The organism is Streptomyces sp. NBC_00285 (assembly GCF_036174265.1).
Taxonomy (GTDB): Bacteria; Actinomycetota; Actinomycetes; order Streptomycetales; family Streptomycetaceae; genus Streptomyces.
Map to the genome: position 1 here is coordinate 9280149 of NZ_CP108055.1, position 18125 is coordinate 9298273.

At 71.4% G+C, this 18125-nt stretch carries 19 protein-coding genes and 2 pseudogenes; 10 read left to right on the plus strand and 11 right to left on the minus strand.

The genetic code is table 11. The features are described from left to right. The first annotated feature begins 155 nt into the window (after nucleotides 1-155). Together OHT57_RS42500 and OHT57_RS42505 are read left to right on the plus strand one after the other, a co-directional pair. The gene (locus tag OHT57_RS42500) at nucleotides 156-1202 is read left to right on the plus strand and encodes a LacI family DNA-binding transcriptional regulator (RefSeq protein WP_328752293.1); all 1047 of its coding nucleotides are present in this window, start codon (nucleotides 156-158) and stop codon (nucleotides 1200-1202) included. 293 nt (nucleotides 1203-1495) lie between these two features. After that, on the plus strand, nucleotides 1496-3556 hold the full coding sequence (locus OHT57_RS42505) for a beta-galactosidase (RefSeq protein ID WP_328752294.1): 2061 nt from the start codon (nucleotides 1496-1498) through the stop codon (nucleotides 3554-3556). Here OHT57_RS42505 and OHT57_RS42510 read toward each other — a convergent pair. After that, nucleotides 3525-4400: a helix-turn-helix transcriptional regulator gene (locus OHT57_RS42510; protein WP_328752295.1), complete on the minus strand. Its 876-nt coding sequence runs from the start codon at nucleotides 4398-4400 to the stop codon at nucleotides 3525-3527. The genes OHT57_RS42505 and OHT57_RS42510 overlap by 32 nt on opposite strands. 103 nt (nucleotides 4401-4503) lie before the next feature. Here OHT57_RS42510 and OHT57_RS42515 point away from each other — a divergent pair, with 103 nt between their 5' ends. Beyond that, entirely contained in the window at nucleotides 4504-5211 is a 708-nt protein-coding gene (locus tag OHT57_RS42515) for an SDR family oxidoreductase (RefSeq protein ID WP_328752296.1), read from the plus strand. A gap of 91 nt (nucleotides 5212-5302) precedes the next feature. Here OHT57_RS42515 and OHT57_RS42520 read toward each other — a convergent pair whose 3' ends face one another. The 6 genes and pseudogenes from OHT57_RS42520 to OHT57_RS42545 form a co-directional block, all read right to left on the minus strand. Then, a complete protein-coding gene (locus OHT57_RS42520; RefSeq protein WP_328752297.1) occupies nucleotides 5303-6265 on the minus strand; it encodes an electron transfer flavoprotein subunit alpha/FixB family protein in 963 nt (320 codons plus the stop codon). 75 nt (nucleotides 6266-6340) lie between these two features. Next, nucleotides 6341-7129 (minus strand): electron transfer flavoprotein subunit beta/FixA family protein, encoded by a 789-nt coding sequence (locus OHT57_RS42525; protein WP_328752298.1) that lies wholly within the window; start codon nucleotides 7127-7129, stop codon nucleotides 6341-6343. A 39-nt stretch (nucleotides 7130-7168) separates the two neighbouring features. Further along, nucleotides 7169-7915: a GntR family transcriptional regulator gene (locus OHT57_RS42530; RefSeq protein ID WP_328752299.1), complete on the minus strand. Its 747-nt coding sequence runs from the start codon at nucleotides 7913-7915 to the stop codon at nucleotides 7169-7171. Continuing rightward, a pseudogene (locus tag OHT57_RS42535) lies at nucleotides 7908-8063 on the minus strand (acyl-CoA dehydrogenase family protein); the annotation flags it as partial. The gene OHT57_RS42530 and the pseudogene OHT57_RS42535, both read right to left, overlap by 8 nt. Before the next feature lie 67 nt (nucleotides 8064-8130). After that, nucleotides 8131-9324, minus strand: a complete 1194-nt coding sequence (locus tag OHT57_RS42540; protein ID WP_328752301.1) for a CaiB/BaiF CoA transferase family protein — start codon at nucleotides 9322-9324, stop codon at nucleotides 8131-8133. A gap of 141 nt (nucleotides 9325-9465) precedes the next feature. Further along, nucleotides 9466-9732, minus strand: a complete 267-nt coding sequence (locus OHT57_RS42545) for a hypothetical protein (RefSeq protein ID WP_328752302.1) — start codon at nucleotides 9730-9732, stop codon at nucleotides 9466-9468. A 24-nt stretch (nucleotides 9733-9756) separates the two neighbouring features. Here OHT57_RS42545 and OHT57_RS42550 point away from each other — a divergent pair, with 24 nt between their 5' ends. The 3 genes and pseudogenes from OHT57_RS42550 (at nucleotide 9757) to OHT57_RS42560 (ending at nucleotide 10397) form a co-directional block, all read left to right on the plus strand. Then, nucleotides 9757-9882: a hypothetical protein gene (locus tag OHT57_RS42550; RefSeq protein WP_328752303.1), complete on the plus strand. Its 126-nt coding sequence runs from the start codon at nucleotides 9757-9759 to the stop codon at nucleotides 9880-9882. Nucleotides 9883-9916: 34 nt separating this feature from the next. Beyond that, nucleotides 9917-10090: pseudogene (locus tag OHT57_RS42555) on the plus strand (cytochrome P450); the annotation flags it as partial. Nucleotides 10091-10124: 34 nt separating this feature from the next. Then, entirely contained in the window at nucleotides 10125-10397 is a 273-nt protein-coding gene (locus tag OHT57_RS42560) for a hypothetical protein (protein ID WP_328752304.1), read from the plus strand. Between the two features lies 1 nt (nucleotide 10398). Here OHT57_RS42560 and OHT57_RS42565 read toward each other — a convergent pair whose 3' ends face one another. The 3 genes from OHT57_RS42565 to OHT57_RS42575 all read right to left on the minus strand — a co-directional run bounded on the left by OHT57_RS42565 (nucleotide 10399) and on the right by OHT57_RS42575 (nucleotide 13199). Further along, nucleotides 10399-10857, minus strand: a complete 459-nt coding sequence (locus OHT57_RS42565) for a MarR family winged helix-turn-helix transcriptional regulator (protein WP_328752305.1) — start codon at nucleotides 10855-10857, stop codon at nucleotides 10399-10401. Nucleotides 10858-11050: 193 nt separating this feature from the next. Next, on the minus strand, nucleotides 11051-12040 hold the full coding sequence (locus OHT57_RS42570; protein WP_328752306.1) for a helix-turn-helix domain-containing protein: 990 nt from the start codon (nucleotides 12038-12040) through the stop codon (nucleotides 11051-11053). A gap of 181 nt (nucleotides 12041-12221) precedes the next feature. Then, on the minus strand, nucleotides 12222-13199 hold the full coding sequence (locus OHT57_RS42575) for an alpha/beta hydrolase (protein ID WP_328752307.1): 978 nt from the start codon (nucleotides 13197-13199) through the stop codon (nucleotides 12222-12224). 246 nt (nucleotides 13200-13445) lie between these two features. On the opposite strand from OHT57_RS42575, the gene OHT57_RS42580 reads away from it, so the two are divergent. Both OHT57_RS42580 and OHT57_RS42585 read left to right on the plus strand, forming a co-directional pair. After that, nucleotides 13446-14468, plus strand: coding sequence for a TerC/Alx family metal homeostasis membrane protein (locus OHT57_RS42580; RefSeq protein WP_328752308.1), 1023 nt, complete (start codon nucleotides 13446-13448; stop codon nucleotides 14466-14468). A 96-nt stretch (nucleotides 14469-14564) separates the two neighbouring features. Beyond that, nucleotides 14565-15455: an LLM class F420-dependent oxidoreductase gene (locus OHT57_RS42585; RefSeq protein WP_328752309.1), complete on the plus strand. Its 891-nt coding sequence runs from the start codon at nucleotides 14565-14567 to the stop codon at nucleotides 15453-15455. Between the two features lie 206 nt (nucleotides 15456-15661). On the opposite strand, the gene OHT57_RS42590 is transcribed toward OHT57_RS42585, so the two are convergent. After that, nucleotides 15662-16225: an NADPH-dependent FMN reductase gene (locus OHT57_RS42590; protein ID WP_328752310.1), complete on the minus strand. Its 564-nt coding sequence runs from the start codon at nucleotides 16223-16225 to the stop codon at nucleotides 15662-15664. A 118-nt stretch (nucleotides 16226-16343) separates the two neighbouring features. On the opposite strand from OHT57_RS42590, the gene OHT57_RS42595 reads away from it, so the two are divergent. Both OHT57_RS42595 and OHT57_RS42600 read left to right on the plus strand, forming a co-directional pair. Next, nucleotides 16344-17015, plus strand: a complete 672-nt coding sequence (locus OHT57_RS42595) for a TetR/AcrR family transcriptional regulator (protein WP_328752311.1) — start codon at nucleotides 16344-16346, stop codon at nucleotides 17013-17015. 47 nt (nucleotides 17016-17062) lie between these two features. Beyond that, entirely contained in the window at nucleotides 17063-18112 is a 1050-nt protein-coding gene (locus tag OHT57_RS42600) for a LacI family DNA-binding transcriptional regulator (RefSeq protein ID WP_328752312.1), read from the plus strand. Nucleotides 18113-18125: the final 13 nt, after the last annotated feature.

The following is an 18125-nucleotide window of genomic DNA, read 5'->3' on the forward strand; positions in this document are numbered from 1 at the left end:
CGTCCGACCGCCCGTCCGGTGTCGATCCCGTAGGAACCATTGACGCGTCCCGGACCGCCTGGCACTGTCTTGACTACGTAGTCAAACAGGCCAGGTCATCAAACGTGGCCAGGACTGACTACGTAGTCAAATAACTCCGCGGTGAGGAGACACGCATGGCGGGCACGGCATCCGGACGACCGCAGCGCGGCCCCGGGATGACCGAGGTCGCGCGTGCCGCCGGTGTCTCGCAGAAGACCGTGTCGCGGGTCGTCAACGGTGAACCGCACGTCAGCCCGGAGGTGCGCGACCGCGTGCTCCGGGCCGTACAGGAGTTGGGATACCGCCCGAACAACGCGGCGCGCGCCCTGCTCCTCGGCCGCTACCGGCGGATCGGCGTCGTCTCGCTCGGCACCTCGCTCTACGGTCCCTCCACCCTGCTCCTCGCCCTGGAGCGGGCCATGCAGCGGTCGGGCTACTCCTTCACCCTGGCCGGCACCCTGGAGGGACAGCCGGTCCAGGTGGCCGTCGAGGCGCTGCTGGAACAGGGCGTGGACGGCATCGTCCTGTCCGAGCCGATCGACGACGGGACACCGCTGCGCCTCAGCGCGGACGTCCCGGTCGTCAGCCTCGGCGAGGGTGTCGACGTGGGCCAGGCGGCGAGCGCTGTCGTGGGCGCCGACGGTGTCGTGGCCGCCCGGACGGCCACCGAGTACCTGCTGTCGCTCGGGCACCGCACCGTCTGGCACATCCCGGGACCGCACGACTGGTGGGCCGCCCGCGACCGGCTGCGGGGCTGGCGGGAGGCCCTCGGCACCGCCGGTGCCCCCGAGCCGCCGCTGCCGGTCGCGGGCGACTGGAGCCCCGCCTCCGGGTACGCGGCCGGACGTCAGCTGGCGGGCCTCTCGGATGTCACCGCCGTGTTCGCCGCCAACGACGACATGGCGATCGGGGCACTACGGGCGTTCGCCGAGGCGGGCCTGTCCGTCCCGGGCGACGTCAGTGTCGTCGGCTACGACGACGTCCCCGCCGCCGCCTATCTCTCCCCGCCCCTGACCACGGTCCGCCAGGACTTCACCGGGGTGGCCGACCGGGCCGTCGACGTACTCATCGCCATGATCGAAGGCCGCCCCGGCCATGCCGAACGCACCGACATCGCCACCGAGTTGACCGTACGGGCCTCCAGCGGGCCGGTACGCGAACCCGCCTCACCCCTTCGCTGAACCGTCGGCGCGACGGGCCCGCGGCACACCACGCCGCAGGCCCGGTCCGCCCTGCCCGCGAGTGCCCCCCCGGGACGGCCGCACCCGCGCTTTCCCCAGCCGCACCACGTGAGGAGTCACCTGTCACCAGCAACCCCGATCCGCCGCGCCTGTTCCGTGGCGCCCTCGGCCTCGGCGCCGCCGCCGGGCTCACCGCCTGCGCGGCGTCGACTGGCTCGGCGACCCTGGCCTGGCCAAGGTGAGTATCGCGGTGCCGTCAAAGGCTGATCCCACAACAACCCTATTGGAGAAGGATGTTCGAGCTTCCTCCCCGCGTTCTGTTCGGTGCCGCCTACTACCACGAGTACCAGCCGCACGAGCGGTTGAAGGACGACCTCGACCTGATGGCCGAGGCACGCTTCACGGTGATCCGGGTCGGCGAGTCCGTGTGGTCCACCTGGGAACCGGAGAACGGCCGCTTCGACCTGGACTGGCTCCAGCCCGTCCTCGACGGCGCCCACGAGCGGGGCATCTCGGTGATCCTCGGGACCCCGACGTACGCCGTACCGCCGTGGCTGGCCCGGCAGTACCCGGAGATCGCGGGGGAGGCGCGCACCGGCGAGCCCATCGGCTGGGGCGCCCGGCAGGAGGTCGACCTCACCCACCCGGCGTTCCTCTTCCACGCCGAACGGGTCATCCGGAAGGTCGTCGCCCGGTACGCCGGCCACCCGGCGGTGATCGGCTACCAGGTCGACAACGAACCCGGCCTCCAACTCCTGCACAACCACGGTGTGTTCCAGCGCTTCGCCGACGAACTCCGCGCCCAGTACGGCGACGTGGAGACCCTCAACCGTGAATGGGGCCTGGTCTACTGGTCGCACCGGCTTTCCACCTGGGCCGACCTGTGGACCCCCGACGGTAACGCCCAGCCCCAGTACGACCTGGCCTGGCGGCGCTTCCAGGCCCGGCTCGTCACCGAGTTCATCACCTGGCAGGCTGACCTCGTCCGCGAGTACGCCCGCCCCGGCCAGTTCGTCACCACCTGCATCTCCTACGACCGCCCCGGCGTCGAGGACGACAAGCTCACCGAACGGCTCGACGTCGCCGCGGGCAACCCGTACTACACGATGCAGGACGCCCTGGAGCTGCCCGACCGGGGCGGCGACGGGCAGAACTGGACGACCAACGGCACCTGGGCGCTGTACCGCAGCGCCGACCGCATGTACTCCTCACGGCAGGAGCCCTACCTGGTCACGGAGACCAACGCCCAGGCGATCGGCCACCCTTGGAACAACCGGCCCGCCTACGACGGCCAATGGCGCCAGGCCGCCTGGGCGTTGATCTCCCGCGGTGCCTCCATGATCGAGTACTGGCACTGGCACACCCTGCACTTCGGCGCCGAGACCTACTGGGGCGGCATCCTGCCGCACAACGGCCGCCCCGGCCGTGTGTACCGCGAACTTGCCGCGTTGGGCGCCGAGTTGGAGAAGGCGGGCGACCTGACGGCGGCCCTCACCCCGGACGCCGACGTCGCCTTCCTGTACGACTCTCCCAGCAAGTGGGCGCTCCAGGCGCAGCCTGCGCTCGCCCTGCCGGACGGCGGTGCGGACGCAAGGTCGTACGAGACCATCTTCGACGCCTTCTACCGGGGTGCCTTCGACGCCGGGCTCCAGAGCCGCATCCTCCACCCGGGACAGCTCTCGGCCGCCGAACTGCCCGAAGTCCTGGTGGCTCCCGCCTACTACGCCGCCGACGACGAGACCCTCGACCGGCTGAGGGCCTATGCCGAGGCGGGCGGCCACCTGATCGTGGGCCCCCGCACCGGCTACGGAGACACGGAGGCCAGGGCCCGCACCGACGCCCAGCCCGGACGGCTGGCGGAGGCGGCCGGAGTGACGTACGACGAGTTCAGCAACCTGGGCGCCCCGGTCGCGGTGACCGGCACCGGGAGCCTTCAGCTGCCGCCCGAGGCCCGCGCCCTCCACTGGGCCGACGGTCTGCAGCCGCAAGGAGCCGAGGAGTTGGCAGCCTACGACCACCCCCACTTCGGCCGCTGGCCGGCGGCCGTCACCCGCCGGCACGGTGCGGGCCGCATCACCTACGTCGGGACGGTCCCCGACCCCGCGTTCGCCCGAGCCGTCTTCGAGTGGGCCGCCCCGACCTCCTGGCGCCCGGCCCACCCGAGCGTCACCGCGACCTCCGCCACCGCCCGCGACGGCCGCCGGGTCCGCTTCCTCCACAACTGGTCGTGGGAGGCGGTGTCGGTACCAGTACCGGCGCCCCTACGGGATGTGCTGACGGACGAGGTGCACGCCGAGGCGGTGCCGCTGAGGGCCTGGGACGTCAAGGTCCTGACGGATGAGGCGAGTTCGTAGGGCGTCCGCCGACCAGGCTCTGGGTCCCCAGCACCGAGATCAGCCGCAGCCTCTCGGCGGCCTCGGTGCCGGGCTCGGCCGAGTAGACGAGGATGTGGAGGTCGTTCTCCTCCACACGCAGCAGGTCGCAGTCGAGTGTGAGCGGGCCGGCCTGCGGATGCTCGACCGTCTTGCGCGAGGTGACGAGGCGACCCACCGCGCCTGCGTCCCACAGCTCGGCGAACCGCTCGCTGCGGACACGCAACTCCGCGATCAGGCGCGGCAGTCCGCGGTCCGCCGGATAGCGGGCGGCGGCCGCGCGCAGCTCGGCGACCAGACCGGCCTCGAAGAGGCGCCGTTCCTCCGGGGTGTGCCGAACCCGGCTCGGCGTACCCGTGAAGTTGCGCCAGACCGCGTTGCGTTCGAAGCCGTGCAGGCCGGACGGGTCGCCCATGAGTGCCGCGTACATCGGGTTGGCCAGCAGCAGTGTCATGGCCGCGTCGGAGACCACGACGGGGGTGTCGACCAGCCGGTCCAGCAGCCGCTGCACGCTGGGCGTGATGTGGCCGGGCACGACGTCCGGGCCCGGCGCCACCAGCCCCGCGAGGCCGAAGAGGTACGTCCGCTCGTCCCCCGACAGCCGCAGCGCCCGGGCCAGCGCCTCGACGACCTGCACGGACGGGTTGGCGGCGCGGCCCTGTTCGAGGCGCGTGACGTAGTCGACGGAGATGCCCGCCAGCAGGGCCAGCTCCTCGCGCCGCAGTCCGGCAGCACGCCGGCGGCCGCCCGAGGGCAGTCCGGCCGCGTCCGGCGGAACCCGGTCGCGCCAGCGCCGCAGCGCCCGTCCCAGTTCTGTAGCCGCCATGCTCCTCAGTGAACACCGTCGGCCGTCGATGTGCCTGGTACCGGCAGTCCCAGGAAAGAGGGTCTCCTGGCTGACGCCGCCGCCGCGCGGGAATCTGGGCGGCATGACGACAACACTCATCACCGGAGCGAACAAGGGCCTCGGCTTCGAGACCGCCCGCAGGCTCCTCGCCGCAGGCCACACCGTCTACGTCGGCGCCCGCAACGACGAGCGCGGCCGACGCGCCGCCGCCGAACTCGGCGCCCGGTTCGTCCAACTCGACGTCACCGACGACGCCTCCGTCGAGGCCGCCGCCAGGACCGTCGAGGCCGACGGCGGACTCGACGTCCTGATCAACAACGCCGGCATCGAGACCAGGACCGCGGACAACAGCGTGCCGGTCGCCGCGACGGTGACCGCCGACCATATGCGCATCACGTTCGACACGAACGTCTTCGGCGTCGTCCGTGTCCTCGGCGCCTTCCTGCCGCTGCTGGCACGCTCGGCCGCACCGGTCGTGGTCAACGTCAGCAGCGGCCTTGCCTCGCTGACCCATCTCTCCGACCCGGACCACCCCGCGCATTTCTACCCGGGGATCGCCTACCCGACGTCCAAGACCGCGGTCAACATGCTCACCGTCCAGTACGCGAAGGCGTTCCCGGCCCTGCGGATCAACTCCGTGGAGCCCGGCTTCACCAAGACCGACCTGAACGGCAACACAGGCACGCAGACCGTCGAGGAGGGCGCCGAGATCATCGTCCGGATGGCACAGATCGCCCCCGACGGGCCCACCGGAGGCTACTTCGACGTCGACGGACCGCTGCCCTGGTGACACACAAGTGAACCCGACCCCGCCGACCGTCTGCCGCGCGTGTGCCGGGGCTGCCCAGTCCCACCGAACCGGGCAGCACCCTGCAACACGCTCAGCCCTTGCGGGTGTTGATCTCCTGGGTGAGGGCGGGGACGACGTCGAAGAGGTCGCCGACGATGCCGTAGTCGACGAGGTCGAAGATGGGGGCTTCGGCGTCCTTGTTGACCGCGACGATGGTCTTGGAGGTCTGCATGCCGGCGCGGTGCTGGATGGCGCCGGAGATGCCGTTGGCGATGTACAGCTGCGGGGAGACACTCTTGCCGGTCTGGCCGACCTGGTTGGTGTGCGGGTACCAGCCGGCGTCCACCGCGGCCCGGGAGGCGCCCACGGCCGCGCCGAGGGAGTCGGCCAGGGCCTCGATGATGGCGAAGTTCTCGGAGCCGTTGACGCCGCGGCCGCCGGAGACCACGATCGCGGCCTCGGTCAGCTCGGGACGGCCGGTCGACTCGCGCGGGGTGCGGGCGGTGACCTTGGTGCCGGTGGCCAGGGATCCGAAGGACACGCTCAGCTCCGTAACCGCGGCGTCGGCCGGAGCCGCTTCCACGGCGGCCGAGTTGGGCTTGACGGTGATGACGGGGGTGCCCTTGGAGATGCGGGAGCGGGTGGTGAAGGAGGCGGCGAACACTGACTGGGTGGCGATGGGGCCGTCGTCGCCGGCTTCCAGGTCGGTGGCGTCGGTGATGAGGCCGGAACCGATGCGCAGCGCGAGGCGGGCGGCGATCTCCTTGCCCTCGGCGGAGGACGGCACCAGCACGGCGGCCGGGGAGAGGGCCTGGACGGCGGCCTGCAGGGCGTCGACCTTGGGCACGACCAGGTAGTCGGCGTACTCGGAGGCGTCGTGGGTCAGGACCTTGACGGCGCCGTGCTCCGCGAGGGTGGCGGCGGTGTCGGCGGCACCGGCACCGAGCGCGACGGCGACCGGCTCGCCGATCCGGCGGGCCAGGGTCAGCAGCTCCAGGGTGGGCTTGCGGACGGCACCGTCCACGTGGTCGACATAGACGAGAACTTCAGCCATGGGAATGCTCTCCTGCGGATTGCGAAGTCTTAAGGGGCGGTACGAGGGGTCGAGCCTGCGCGGGCCGGCGGCCTCTTAGATGAACTTCTGGCTCGCGAGGTACTCGGCGAGCTGCTTGCCGCCCTCGCCCTCGTCCTTGACGATCGTGCCCGCGGTACGGGCCGGGCGCTGGGTGGCCGAGTCGACCGTGGTGTACGCGCCCTCAAGGCCCACCTGTGCAGCGTCCAGGTCCAGGTCGGACAGGTCCCAGGCCTGCACCGGCTTCTTCTTCGCGGCCATGATGCCCTTGAAAGAGGGGTACCGCGCCTCGCCCGACTGGTCGGTCACCGACACCACCGCCGGCAGCGAAGCCTCCAGCTGCTCCGACGCCGCGTCACCGTCCCGGCGGCCCTTGACCGTGCCGTCCTCGACCGAGACCTCGGACAGCAGGGTCACCTGCGGGACACCCAGGCGCTCCGCCAGCAGCGCCGGGACCACGCCCATGGTGCCGTCGGTGGAGGCCAGACCGGAGATCACCAGGTCGTAGCCGGCCTTCTCGATCGCCGCGGCCAGCACCAGCGAGGTACCGATCACATCCGTGCCGTGCAGACCATCGTCCTCGACATGGATGGCCTTGTCCGCACCCATCGACAGCGCCTTGCGCAGCGCGTCCTTCGCATCCTCGGGACCCACCGTCAGCACGGTGACCTCGACATCGTCATCGGAGTTCTCCGAGATCTGCAGCGCCTGCTCGACCGCGTACTCATCCAGCTCGGAGAGCAGACCGTCCACGTCGTCCCGGTCGACGGTCAGGTCATCGGCGAAATGCCGGTCGCCGGTGGCGTCGGGCACGTACTTCACAGTGACAACGATCCTCAAGCTCAAGGTTCTCTCCTGATTCTTGCGTTCGGAAAAACACTCGCGTCAGCGTCCGCTGCGCCGCAGCCGCACGCGATACGAGTAGTGCTCGGGCAGGAAGTGACTGACGGCCAGCTCGACGAGCCGGCCGGCGGCGGACTGGTAGACCCGGTCGATGCGCAGCAGCGACCGGCCCGGTTCACAACCGAGGTGACCGGCGATCTCCGCGCCGGCCGCCGCGACCGTGATGCTCTGTTCGGCCTCGGCGATCGGCTCGGGCAGCCGCTCGTCGAGCAGTCCGATGACGGTGGTGGCACCGGCGGTGCCGGGCTTTGCCAGTTCCGGGGCCGACTCCAGCAGCCGGCCGACCTCGGGCGGCAGGGAGACGGAGGTGTGGCAGAAGGCGGTGCCCTCGTGCAGCCGGAGAAAGGCGACTTGGTGCACCCGGTCGGTGTGCAGGCCCAGTCGGCCCGCCGCGTCGACGTCGACCCGCCGGTGCAGTGGGGTGACGACGTCCATACGGGTGTCGATGGACAGGCCCATCAGGTCGTCCACCGAGCCGAACTGGCGCAGGTACTGCTCCTCCCGGGGGGTGGCGAAGGTGCCCCGGCCCGGTACCCGCTGCACCAGTCCCTCGGCGACGAGGTCCTGGAAGGCCCGCCGCACGGTCTGTCGGCTGATTCCGAACCGGTCGGCCAGTTCGGCCTCGGTGGGCAGCCGCACCCCGTCCGGGAAGTCCTGGCGCAGGATCGCCGCCCGCAGTTCCCGGGCGAGCCGCAGATAGATGCTCTCGCGCTGTGCCTGCTCAGCCATCCGGTCCGCCCCGAGCCACCGACTGCGCCGCGATCACGTTGCGTCGGATCTCGTTCGTGCCCGCACCGACGATCATCAGCGGCGCGTCCGGGGAGCACCGCTCGACGTCGAACTCGGTGGAGCAGCCGTAACCGCCGTGGATCCGCACGACGAGACGCTCGTCGGCGGAGAGGATGTCCAGGACGCTCATCGCTCGTGTCTCCTCCTGCCGGGGCTCAGACGACCGCGTCGGCACGCAGGGCCGCGATGTCGTCGTCGGTACGGCCGAGTGCCGTGAGGATCGCCGTCGTGTGCTCGCCCACCGCAGGGACGGGGTCCATGCGCGCGGGCAGCCCCGCGAGGTCGGCCGGCGGAATCAGCGCCTCCACCGTGGCCCCGCCGGGGACCGCCACCTCGTGCCAGCGGCCGCGGGCGGCCAGGACCGGGTGGTCGAGGAACGCGGCGACGTCATTGACCCCGGCACAGGCGATGCCCATGTCCTCCAGGTCCTTCAACACCTCGTCGGCGTCGGAGCGCGCGATCCGCTCGGCGACGAGGACGTTGAGTTCCTCGCGGTGGGCGACCCGGTCGGAACCGGTGGCGAAGCGCGGGTCCTCGGCCAGCTCGGGCCTTCGCAGGAAAGTGGTGCAGAGGATCATCCACTCGCGTTCGTTCTGGATGGAGAAGAGGACATCCCTGCCGTCGGCGGCGCTGAAGGCGCCGTACGGGGCGATGGTCGCGTGCTGGGTGCCCAGGCGCGGTGGCTGGCTGCCGCCGTAGCGCGTGTAATTGGCCGGCTGGCCCATCCACTCGGCCAGCGCTTCGAAGAGCGACACCTCCACCGGGTGAGCGGTGCCGGTGGTGGCGCGCGTGTACAGGGCGGTCAGGATGCCGCTGTAGGCGTACATCCCGGCCGCGATGTCGGCGACGGAGATCCCGACCCGGGCGGTCTCCTCGGCGGTCCCGGTCAGTGACACCAGGCCCGTCTGGCACTGCACCAGCAGGTCGTACGACTTGCGGTCGGCCCACGGCCCGTCGGTGCCGTACCCGGAGATCGTGCACGGGATCAGCCGTGGCCGGCGCTCGGTGAGCGCGTCCACGCCCAGCCCCAGCCGGCCGGCCGCACCCGGAGCCAGGTTCTGTACGAACACGTCGGCGTCGTCGAGGAGTTCGCCCAGGATCTGTCGGCCTCGCGGGTCCTTCAGATCCAGGGTGAGCGACTCCTTGGACCGGTTGAGCCACACGAAGTAGCTGGAGTGGCCGTGCACGGTCGTGTCGTAGCGGCGGGCGAAGTCACCTTCGCCCGGCCGCTCCACCTTGATCACCCTGGCGCCGAGGTCGGCGAGCTGACGGGTGGCGTAGGGCGCGGCCACGGCCTGCTCGAGGCTGACCACCGTGACCCCGGCCAGGGGATGCTGCGGCACGCTCATGCGGCCATTTGTACGGCCAAATCCAAGAGGGTGTCAACGGCCGCCGCGGCCCCATGACCTGTGCTCTTCGCCACCTCGTGGGCGTCGCGCAGATCACCTCCGCGGACGCCCGGCAGCTTTGTACGGCCCTTCGGTGGCCGCTCAGTTCCGGCGGCCCGGATGGCACAGGACCAGGACCGCGCGGGCGACGAGCTCCCCGGCACCGCCCAGTTCCTGGCGGTAGCGGTCGGTGATCTCCCGTACGGTCTCCACGAAACCGGGGTCGACGGCGCGGGCCCGGGCCGGGGCGGGGAGTTCCCGGGCCATCTGGCGACGGCGCGCGAGCAGCGCGATGATCTCCTCGTCGAGACGCTCTATCCGAGTGAGTGACATGTCTTCGCCCGGGGCGGTGGCCTGGTTCGTCGGCACGCTCGATCTCCGTTTCTCCGCTGCGTGAAACGCGGCGCGGCCTTGCACGGCTGGTCCTTCAACACCCTGCCCGTGGCGGTCATCGGCAACTCCTCCCGGCACTCGACACTCCTCGGCACCTTGCAGCCGGCCATCCGTACATCCCGGTGACCGGGACCGGTTCAACCGTGGGCGGGACACTCTGCTGGACTCGGCCACCGAGGAGTTCCTGCGCTTCTTCGCATCAGCTCCGGGTGACGGCCGTACGGTCTGCGCCGACTGCGAGATCGCCGGCCGGCGGTTCGAGGAGGGCGAACGTCTGTGGGTGTGCCGGGCGATGGCCGACCGGGACCCGTCCGTCTTCCCCGACCCGGGACGCGCCGACCCGGAACCCCTGCGACGGAGCGGTCGCCGTGATCGTCTCCGCCGTCGACACCGCCCGCGACCTCGCCAGGCCGCCCGTCCTCTCCCACGGCAGCGGCACCAGCTTCGCCCTGGACCGGGTGGTCCTTGCCGGAGGGACCCTCGACCGCAACGCTGCCCACGCGGGGCCCTTGCTGCGCAAGGACGTCCGGCTGCTGACGGACGTGGCCGCGGCGGCCGGTGCGTCGCCGGGCACGGTCACGGCGGCCGCCCAGGAGGCACTCGCGCTGATGGACGCGGCGACCGGGTCCCGCCGCTCCTGACTCAGACGGCCACGCCGTGGGCTTCCAGGGCCCTCACGAGAGGGGTGAGTTCGGGGTTCAGGGCGGCCTGGTCGAGGGCTTCGCGCAGTGCCTGCTCGTTGGTGGGGCGGGCCTGTTCGAGGAGGGTGCGGCCGGCGTCGGTGACATCGGTGTAGATGCCGCGGCGGTCGGTGGGGCACAGGTAGCGGGCGAGCAGGCCGCGGTCCTCGAGGCGGGTGACCAGGCGGGTGGTGGCGCTCTGGCTGAGCACCACCGCGTCGGCGACCTGCTTCATCTGCAGATGCCCGCCCTCCCCGTCGTGCTGACGGCCCAGGACGTCGAGCAGCGAGTACTCCCGCACGCTGAGGTCGTGCCCGGACTGGAGGGCCTTCTCGATGTGCGCCTCGATCCGGCCGTGCAGCAGCGAGAGCGCGCACCAGCCCTGGGCGAGGGCGGTCAGTGCGGGGTCTGTGGCGGTCATGGGGCCTGCTTCCTCCGTCTCGGTACGGGTACGCCCAGGATATTGCATCGGCGAAAATTTCAGCGTCTGCTTCTATAGGGCGCCCGCAACTAATGGCCCCGGGGAGCTGGACCTGGTCCGTGAGCTCGCCTGGCGCGCCTGGCCACCACGGCTGCCCGACCAGCCGATCTTCCGCTGAGCCGCCGGACTCCCGCTACGACCGTGCCAGGTTCCGCATGGCCAAGGCCAGTTGCAGCCGCAGCCGTCCCTGAGGGGTGCGCAGCGGCCAGCCCAGTAGATGCTCCGCGTGGGACAACCGGTCCTGGAGGGTGGAGTGGTGGACGCTGATCTCGGCGGCGGCCGCCCGCAGGCTCGTCGTCGACACCACGGCGTGCAGCGTGGCGAGCAGCCAGGGCGTGGCCGCCCCCGCCGCCTCCAGGGCCCGGACGTCGGGCGGCGGCTCTGCGCCCGGTGCGACGAGGGCGGCCAGCAGCGCGACACCGCCCAGCTCGTCGGCGTACACCGCTTTCGGCCCGGGGTCCTGGGCCGTGCCCTCCGCGGTGAACCGCAGTGCGGTGCGGGCGTCCGCCCAGGAACGCGGCAGTTCGAGGACGGGCACGGCGGGACCCACGCCGACCCGCCCGGCCGGCAGTTCGGCACCGGGCCGGTCGGGCAGTATGCGGGGCCGTCCGTCGAGCGGGGCCAGTGCCCGCACGGGCACCGCCGGGTCCAGCCCGAGTCCACGCGCCGCGTGCAGCCGGGCCGCCTGCGGAGCCGTACCGTCCAGCACCGTCTCCACCAGAGCGGGATCGTCGACGGGCGCGCGTCCGCGCGTACGGTCCAGAACGAGCCGTACGACCCCCGCGGCCCGCTCCAGGATCACCGCGTCGACCACACTGGGCGCCGCCTCGTCCCGCTCCAGCCACAGGGCGGCGGCCCCGCCGGGTGCGAGCGCGGCGGACGGCCAGCCGGGATCCGGGGGCGCGGTCAGGTCCCGGCGGCTGCCGTCGGCCTCCACCCGCACGGCGACCCGCCGCTCGACGTCGACCAGCCGCGCGGGCACGCCGGCCAGCACGGCGGCGCCACGCACCAGGGCTTCCAGTCCCGCGCGGGACTCCGACAGCCGGTCGAAGTAGGCGATCACCCGGACGGCCGCACCGGCATCCGGATCCAGCGCGGTAAGGCGCCCGGCCAGCTCTTTCATACGCCCATGGTGCGGCATGGGGGCCGAGAAGCGCCCCTGTGCGCGAGCGGGGGGGCCTGTGCGGCTCTGCCACCCTGGCCCGGGCGGGCCACGGCGGCGCAGCGGACGGGCACCGGCCCGACACGGCACCGACGTGCACCCCGGGGACGGTGACCGGGGAGGGGTCCTCCCCGAACCCCGCCTAGTTCTCCAACAGCCTCCGCAGCCACGCCAGATGCGCCGCCCGCGCCGCCTGTGACAGCGCGGCCTGCGGGGCGAAACCGTCGAACCCGTGGAAGCCACCCGGCCACACATGCAGCTCGGCCACCCCGCCGGCCTGCCAGATCCGTGACGCGTAGGCCACCACCTCGTCCCGGAAGGTCTCCGCGGACCCCACGTCCAGGAAGGCCGGCGGCAGGTCCGTCAGGTCCTCGGCGCGGGCGGGTGCCGCGTACGCCGGAACATCCGGACCGCCCCGCAGCTCGCCCAGCAGCGCCGTCCAGCCTGTCTCGTTGGCCGTACGGTCCCAGACGCCCAGGCCCGCCATCTGGAAGGTCGACGGACTCTCGTTGCGGTCGTCCAGCATCGGGCACAGCAGCAGCTGCCCGATGGCCCGCGGCCCCTTGCGGTCCCGGGCCAGCAGCGCCAGTCCCGCCGACAGGCCGCCACCCGCGCTCGCGCCCGCGATGACGATCCGCTGCGGGTCGCCACCGATCTCCCCGGCGTGCTCCGCGGTCCACACGAGTCCCGCGTACACGTCCTCGACCGGCGCGGGATGCGGATGTTCGGGCGCCAGCCGGTACTCCACCGACACCACGACCGCATCCAGTTCCTTCGCCCAGGCCAGGGGAGAGTCCACGCCGACCCGGTTGTTCCCGAGCACCATGCCGCCGCCGTGGACGTGGTAGATCACCGGACGTCCGGTCCCCGCGGGCGCCGGGGCCGTGGGCCGGCAGATCAGCAGCGATATCTCCGGGGTGCCCTCGGGCCCGGGTACCGACCGGTCCTCCACCTCGAAGAACCCGCCCATGGTCAGGTCCATGTCGGCCAGCATCTGGATGCCGGGCCCCTGACGGACGAGATCGATGTCGTCCAGGGTCATGCCGGGCGAGATCATCTCCTTGATCAGTTCGAGGGTGGCGGCGAGCTCGGGATCGAACGGGGGCGGGACGTAGGTCATGACTTCTCCTCACGCGGGGCGCGGCGGCTCATGCCGTCATGATCAGGGCACCGGCGTCCGTCCGGGGCGCCGCCGTACGGCGGAACCTGCCCGCCGCACGGCGGGTGGTGACCTCGGCAATCAGCGACATTCTGGCGTGACCAGCGGGTCCTTGCCATCGCGTGACTTGTTGTTCACCTTCCGTTGGTGGAAGGCATTCCCGGTGGTGACAACGCTGTCGATACCCCCCATGTACCAGGAGAACCCGTGAACGTCTCACTCACCGTCTGGCTGCTGACCATCGTCGCCCTGTGCGTCCTGGTCGGCGCCGATTTCCTCATCGGCCGCAAACCCCATGACGTGTCGGTCAAGGAGGCGGGTGTCTGGACCGTCGTCTGGGTGGTGCTGGCCTGTCTGTTCGGGCTCGGACTGCTGCTCTTCGGCGGTACGAAACCCACAGGCGAGTTCTTCGCCGGATACGTCACCGAGAAGTCCCTGAGCGTGGACAACCTCTTCGTGTTCGTCCTGATCATGGGGAAGTTCGCGGTGCCCTCGAAGTACCAGCAGCGGGTGCTGATGGTCGGCGTCGTCATGGCGCTGGTGCTGCGTGCCGGGTTCATCGCGGCCGGAGCGGCGATCATCTCCGCGTTCTCCTGGGTGTTCTACATCTTCGGCGCCTTCCTGATCTGGACCGCCTGGAAGCTCGTCCAGGACGCCCGCAAGGACGGACACGACGAGGAGTACGAGGAGAACAAGCTGCTGAAGATGGTGGAGAAGCGTTTCGGCGTGGCCGACCGCTACCACGGCACCAAGCTGTGGATCGAGGAGAACGGCAAGCGGGTCATGACCCCGATGCTGGTCGTGATGCTCGCCATCGGCTCCACCGACGTGCTCTTCGCCCTGGACTCCATCCCCGCCATCTACGGCCTCACCCAGGACCCGTACATCGTCTTCACGGCCAACGCGTTCGCTCTGATGGGCCTGCGTCAGCTGTACTTCCTCATCGGCGGTCTGCTGAGGAAGCTGGTCCACCTCAGCTACGGCCTCTCGATCATCCTCGGTTTCATCGGCGTCAAGCTGGTGCTGCACGCGCTCCACGAGTCCGGCGTCCACGTCCCCGAGATCGGCATCCCCTTCTCCCTCGGCTTCATCGTCCTCGTCCTGACGGTGACCACGCTGACGAGCCTGCGGGCCGCGAAGAAGCAGGAGGAGCAGGAGGAGCAGGAGGCGCTGGGGAGGCAGGAAGAGCGGGAGGAAGAGGAGGAGTCGGGGGCGAGTCCGTTGACGTGACGTGGCGGGCACCGGCGGCCGACGCGGCGGCACTTGACTTCGAGAGCACTCCAGGTCCTACCGTCGTCGGCCAAGGTCCTGTGAACGGAGACGGACATGCGTGTGGGCGTGCACATCAACCGCTTCAACCATCCGGCGGGCGGTCCCGCGCTCGGTTCCGAGCTCGCCGCCGCGGGTGCCGCGGCGCAGGCGGGCGGAGTGAGCTGGCTCTCGGTGATGGACCACTACTTCCAGATGGAGTTCAACGGCGGCGCCGAGGATCCCATGCTGGAGGCCTACACGACGCTGGGCTTCCTCGCGGCCCACACCGAGACGGTCCGGCTCGGCGCGCTGGTGACCGGAGTGACGTACCGCCACCCCGGGCTGCTCGCCAAGATCGCGACCACTCTCGACGTGCTCTCCGGCGGCCGGGCCACGCTCGGCATCGGCGCCGCCTGGTACGACCGGGAACACGAAGGGCTCGGCGTGCCCTTCCCACCGCTCGCGGAGCGTTTCGAGCGGCTGGAGGAGGTTCTGCGGATCTGTCTCCAGATGTGGGACCCGGCGGCGAACGGCCCCTTCGAGGGCGCCCACTACCGGCTCGCCGAGACCCTGTGCGTACCGGCGCCGGTCAGCAGCCCGCACCCCGAGATCATGATCGGCGGCAGCGGCGAGAAGAAGACCCTGCGCCTGGTCGCCCGGCACGCCGACGCCTGCAACCTCTTCGCCACCTCGCCCGAGGAGGTCGCGCACAAGCTCGACGTGCTGCGCGGCCACTGCGACACCGAGGGCCGCGACTACGACGAGATCCGCAAGACCATGACCTACTCGGTCGACCCGGGCGACGAGGGCACCCACGGCGACCTGGACGCTTTCACCCGGGACGTCACCGGGTACGGCAAGCTCGGCATCGACACGGTCATCCTCGCCCCGCGCACCGGAGCCCCCGCCGAGTGGATCGAAGGCTTCGCCGCCCCCGCCGTACAGCGGCTGGGAGACCTGGACTGAGCGGAATCGGTCTGTCCGGCCGGAGCGACGGCGGACTTGTGCCCTGCCCTGCCGGGAGACCGTTGGAAGGGCTCGGCGGCGTCGGGCCGGTCGCAGGGCGAGCGGACTCCGCACCTGCATACGCGCCTGTCGCCGCGTGGCGCGGGGGCGGGCCTCGAAGAGACTCCGCCCCTGGACGTACGAAGAACCTTGTTCCGCGTCGCGGTTCAGGCCGCGACGACCTCACCCGTGCTGCCGTGCAGCTGCGCGACGACCTCGGCGAGCTGGGCGGCGACCTCCGCGTCGTCCGCGGGGTGGGTCTCGGCGAAGCGGACCACGGAGCCCGGGATGGACAGCTTGACGTCCTCGAGCACCTTGCCGCCGGCGATGCCCACGGACTTGCGGGTCTCGTCCTGGGCCCATACGCCGCCGAACTGGCCGTACGCGGTGCCGACCACGGCGACCGGCTTGCCGCCGAAGGTGCTGGCGCCGTACGGGCGCGACAGCCAGTCGATGGCGTTCTTCAGCACGGCGGGGATGGTCCCGTTGTACTCGGGGGAGAAGAACAGGAACGCGTCGGAGGCCTGGGCGGCCTCACGGAGCTTGGCCGCGGCGGCCGGGACGGCGCCCTCGACGTCGATGTCCTCGTTGTAGAACGGGATGTCGGCGAGACCCTCGTAGAGCACGACGTCCGCGCCCTCGGGAGCGTGCTTGACGGCCGCCTCGGCGAGCTGGCGGTTGTGCGAGCCGGCGCGGAGGCTTCCGACAAGGGCGAGAATGCGAACAGACATGCGAACTCCAAGGGGGATGAAACACTGCCGTAACGATGCGGACCGGGGTCCGTTTATTGTTCTACATCGATAACCGGACCCCGGTCCAGTTTTCTTCCCACTGCTTTACGCTGATTTCATGTCCGCCGCCCTGCCGTCCCTGCCGCCGCTGCCGACCTCCGCCGACTCCGACGGGCAGCCCGAGCTGCTCCAGCTCGGCCTCCCCGAGGACGAGCCCTGCCTGCGGGCCGACGCCGCGCGCAACCGGGCCCGGCTCCTGGAGGCGGCCTCCCGCCTGGTCGCGGAACACGGCGCGACCGGAGTGACGATGGAGGCGGTGGCCGCGGCGGCCTCGGTGGGCAAGGGCACCGTCTTCCGGCGCTTCGGCGACCGGACGGGTCTGCTGACGGCGCTGCTGGACCACTCCGAGCGGAAGTTCCAGGCCGCGTTCCTCAGCGGCCCCGCCCCGCTCGGCCCCGGCGCGCCGCCCGTCGAGCGGCTGCGCGCGTTCGGCCGCGCCTTCCTGCGTCGGACCGCCGACGAGATGGACCTGATGCTGGCGGCCGAGCCCGGCCCGGACCGCCGTCACACCGCGGCACCCCGCCAGGTGCACCACGGCCACGTGACCCTGCTGCTGCGCCAGGCCGTCCCCGGGGAGGACTGCGAACTGCTCGCCCAGACCCTGATGGGCTACCTCGATCCCGCCACCGTCCATCACCTCACCCGGCGGCGCGGAATGCCGCTCGAACGCCTGGAGAAGGGCTGGGACCACCTGGTCGCGCGGCTCACCTGCACAGATTCATCACAGTGAGTCCGGGCCGCGCCCCGGTCCGATACACGGTCACAGCTTCTGCAAAGATGACGACCGTCATGGTGCAGATACCGAAAACGCCCGCGCCCGTTCCCCCGGCGACGCGCTCGGTTCCCACGAGTGCCGATGTGGCCCGTCTGGCCGGCGTCTCGCGAGCGACCGTCTCCTACGTCCTCAACAACACCAGCGCCGTCCGGATCAGCGAACCCACACGCCGCCGCGTCCACGAGGCCGCCAAGGAACTCGGGTACGTCCCGCACGCGGCCGCCCGCAGTCTGCGGGCCGGCCACAGCCGCATGGTCCTGATGCCCGCCCCGTCCATCCCGGTCGGCCCGCTCTACAGCCAGTTCATCAGTGAACTCCAGTGGGCCCTCGGCCGGTTGGACTACACCGTCGTGCAGTACGGCAGCGTCGGCCTCCGGGGCGAGGAGGCCGCCCGGGCCTGGGCCGAGCTGCGCCCGGTCGCCGTCCTGGTGCCCGGCGCGGGGCTCGGCCCGCAGGGTGTGTCCCTGCTCCGGCGCTCCGGCGCACGGGCCGTGGTCACCATGGGCCCCGAGCAGGTCGAGGGCGCCCACACCCTGCTCATGGACCACGAGAACGTCGGCCACTGCGCGGGCGCCCACCTCTACGCACGCGGCCGTCGCCGCGTCGGTGTCGTGGTCCCCGAGGAGCCGGGCCTGCGGGCCTTCTCGCTGCCCCGCCTGGCAGGCGTGCGCCGGGCTCTGCACGACAAGGAGGACGCCACCCTCGTCGAACTGCCGCTCGCCTACGAGGAGCAGGCCGCGGCCAAGCTCGCCGTGCGCTGGCGGGAACTCGGGCTCGACGCCGTGTTCGCGTACAACGACGAGTACGCCATGCTGTTAATGCGCGCACTTCAGGACGAGGGCGTGCGCATCCCGGCGGACACCGCGGTGATCGGCGCCGACGACCTGCTGCTGGGCCGGTTGCTGAGGCCCCGGCTGAGCACGGTCCACATCGAGCTGCCGTCCGGCCGCGACCTCGCCGAACTGGTCGACCGCGCGGTGCGCGAGCCGGGTACCGCGCCCGAGACGCACACGGTGCTGGGCGCCACGGTGGTGCACCGCGACTCCAGCTGACGCAGGGAGGCCT

Bases quoted from the DNA above. Each gene is read 5' to 3' on its own strand.
- OHT57_RS42500 (WP_328752293.1), top strand. From the start codon at position 156: ATGGCGGGCACGGCATCCGGACGACCGCAGCGCGGCCCCGGGATGACC.
- OHT57_RS42505 (WP_328752294.1), top strand. From the start codon at position 1,496: ATGTTCGAGCTTCCTCCCCGCGTTCTGTTCGGTGCCGCCTACTACCAC.
- OHT57_RS42510 (WP_328752295.1), bottom strand. From the start codon at position 4,400: ATGGCGGCTACAGAACTGGGACGGGCGCTGCGGCGCTGGCGCGACCGG.
- OHT57_RS42515 (WP_328752296.1), top strand. From the start codon at position 4,504: ATGACGACAACACTCATCACCGGAGCGAACAAGGGCCTCGGCTTCGAG.
- OHT57_RS42520 (WP_328752297.1), bottom strand. From the start codon at position 6,265: ATGGCTGAAGTTCTCGTCTATGTCGACCACGTGGACGGTGCCGTCCGC.
- OHT57_RS42530 (WP_328752299.1), bottom strand. From the start codon at position 7,915: ATGGCTGAGCAGGCACAGCGCGAGAGCATCTATCTGCGGCTCGCCCGG.
- OHT57_RS42540 (WP_328752301.1), bottom strand. From the start codon at position 9,324: ATGAGCGTGCCGCAGCATCCCCTGGCCGGGGTCACGGTGGTCAGCCTC.
- OHT57_RS42565 (WP_328752305.1), bottom strand. From the start codon at position 10,857: ATGACCGCCACAGACCCCGCACTGACCGCCCTCGCCCAGGGCTGGTGC.
- OHT57_RS42570 (WP_328752306.1), bottom strand. From the start codon at position 12,040: ATGAAAGAGCTGGCCGGGCGCCTTACCGCGCTGGATCCGGATGCCGGT.
- OHT57_RS42575 (WP_328752307.1), bottom strand. From the start codon at position 13,199: ATGACCTACGTCCCGCCCCCGTTCGATCCCGAGCTCGCCGCCACCCTC.
- OHT57_RS42585 (WP_328752309.1), top strand. From the start codon at position 14,565: ATGCGTGTGGGCGTGCACATCAACCGCTTCAACCATCCGGCGGGCGGT.
- OHT57_RS42590 (WP_328752310.1), bottom strand. From the start codon at position 16,225: ATGTCTGTTCGCATTCTCGCCCTTGTCGGAAGCCTCCGCGCCGGCTCG.
- OHT57_RS42595 (WP_328752311.1), top strand. From the start codon at position 16,344: ATGTCCGCCGCCCTGCCGTCCCTGCCGCCGCTGCCGACCTCCGCCGAC.
- OHT57_RS42600 (WP_328752312.1), top strand. From the start codon at position 17,063: ATGACGACCGTCATGGTGCAGATACCGAAAACGCCCGCGCCCGTTCCC.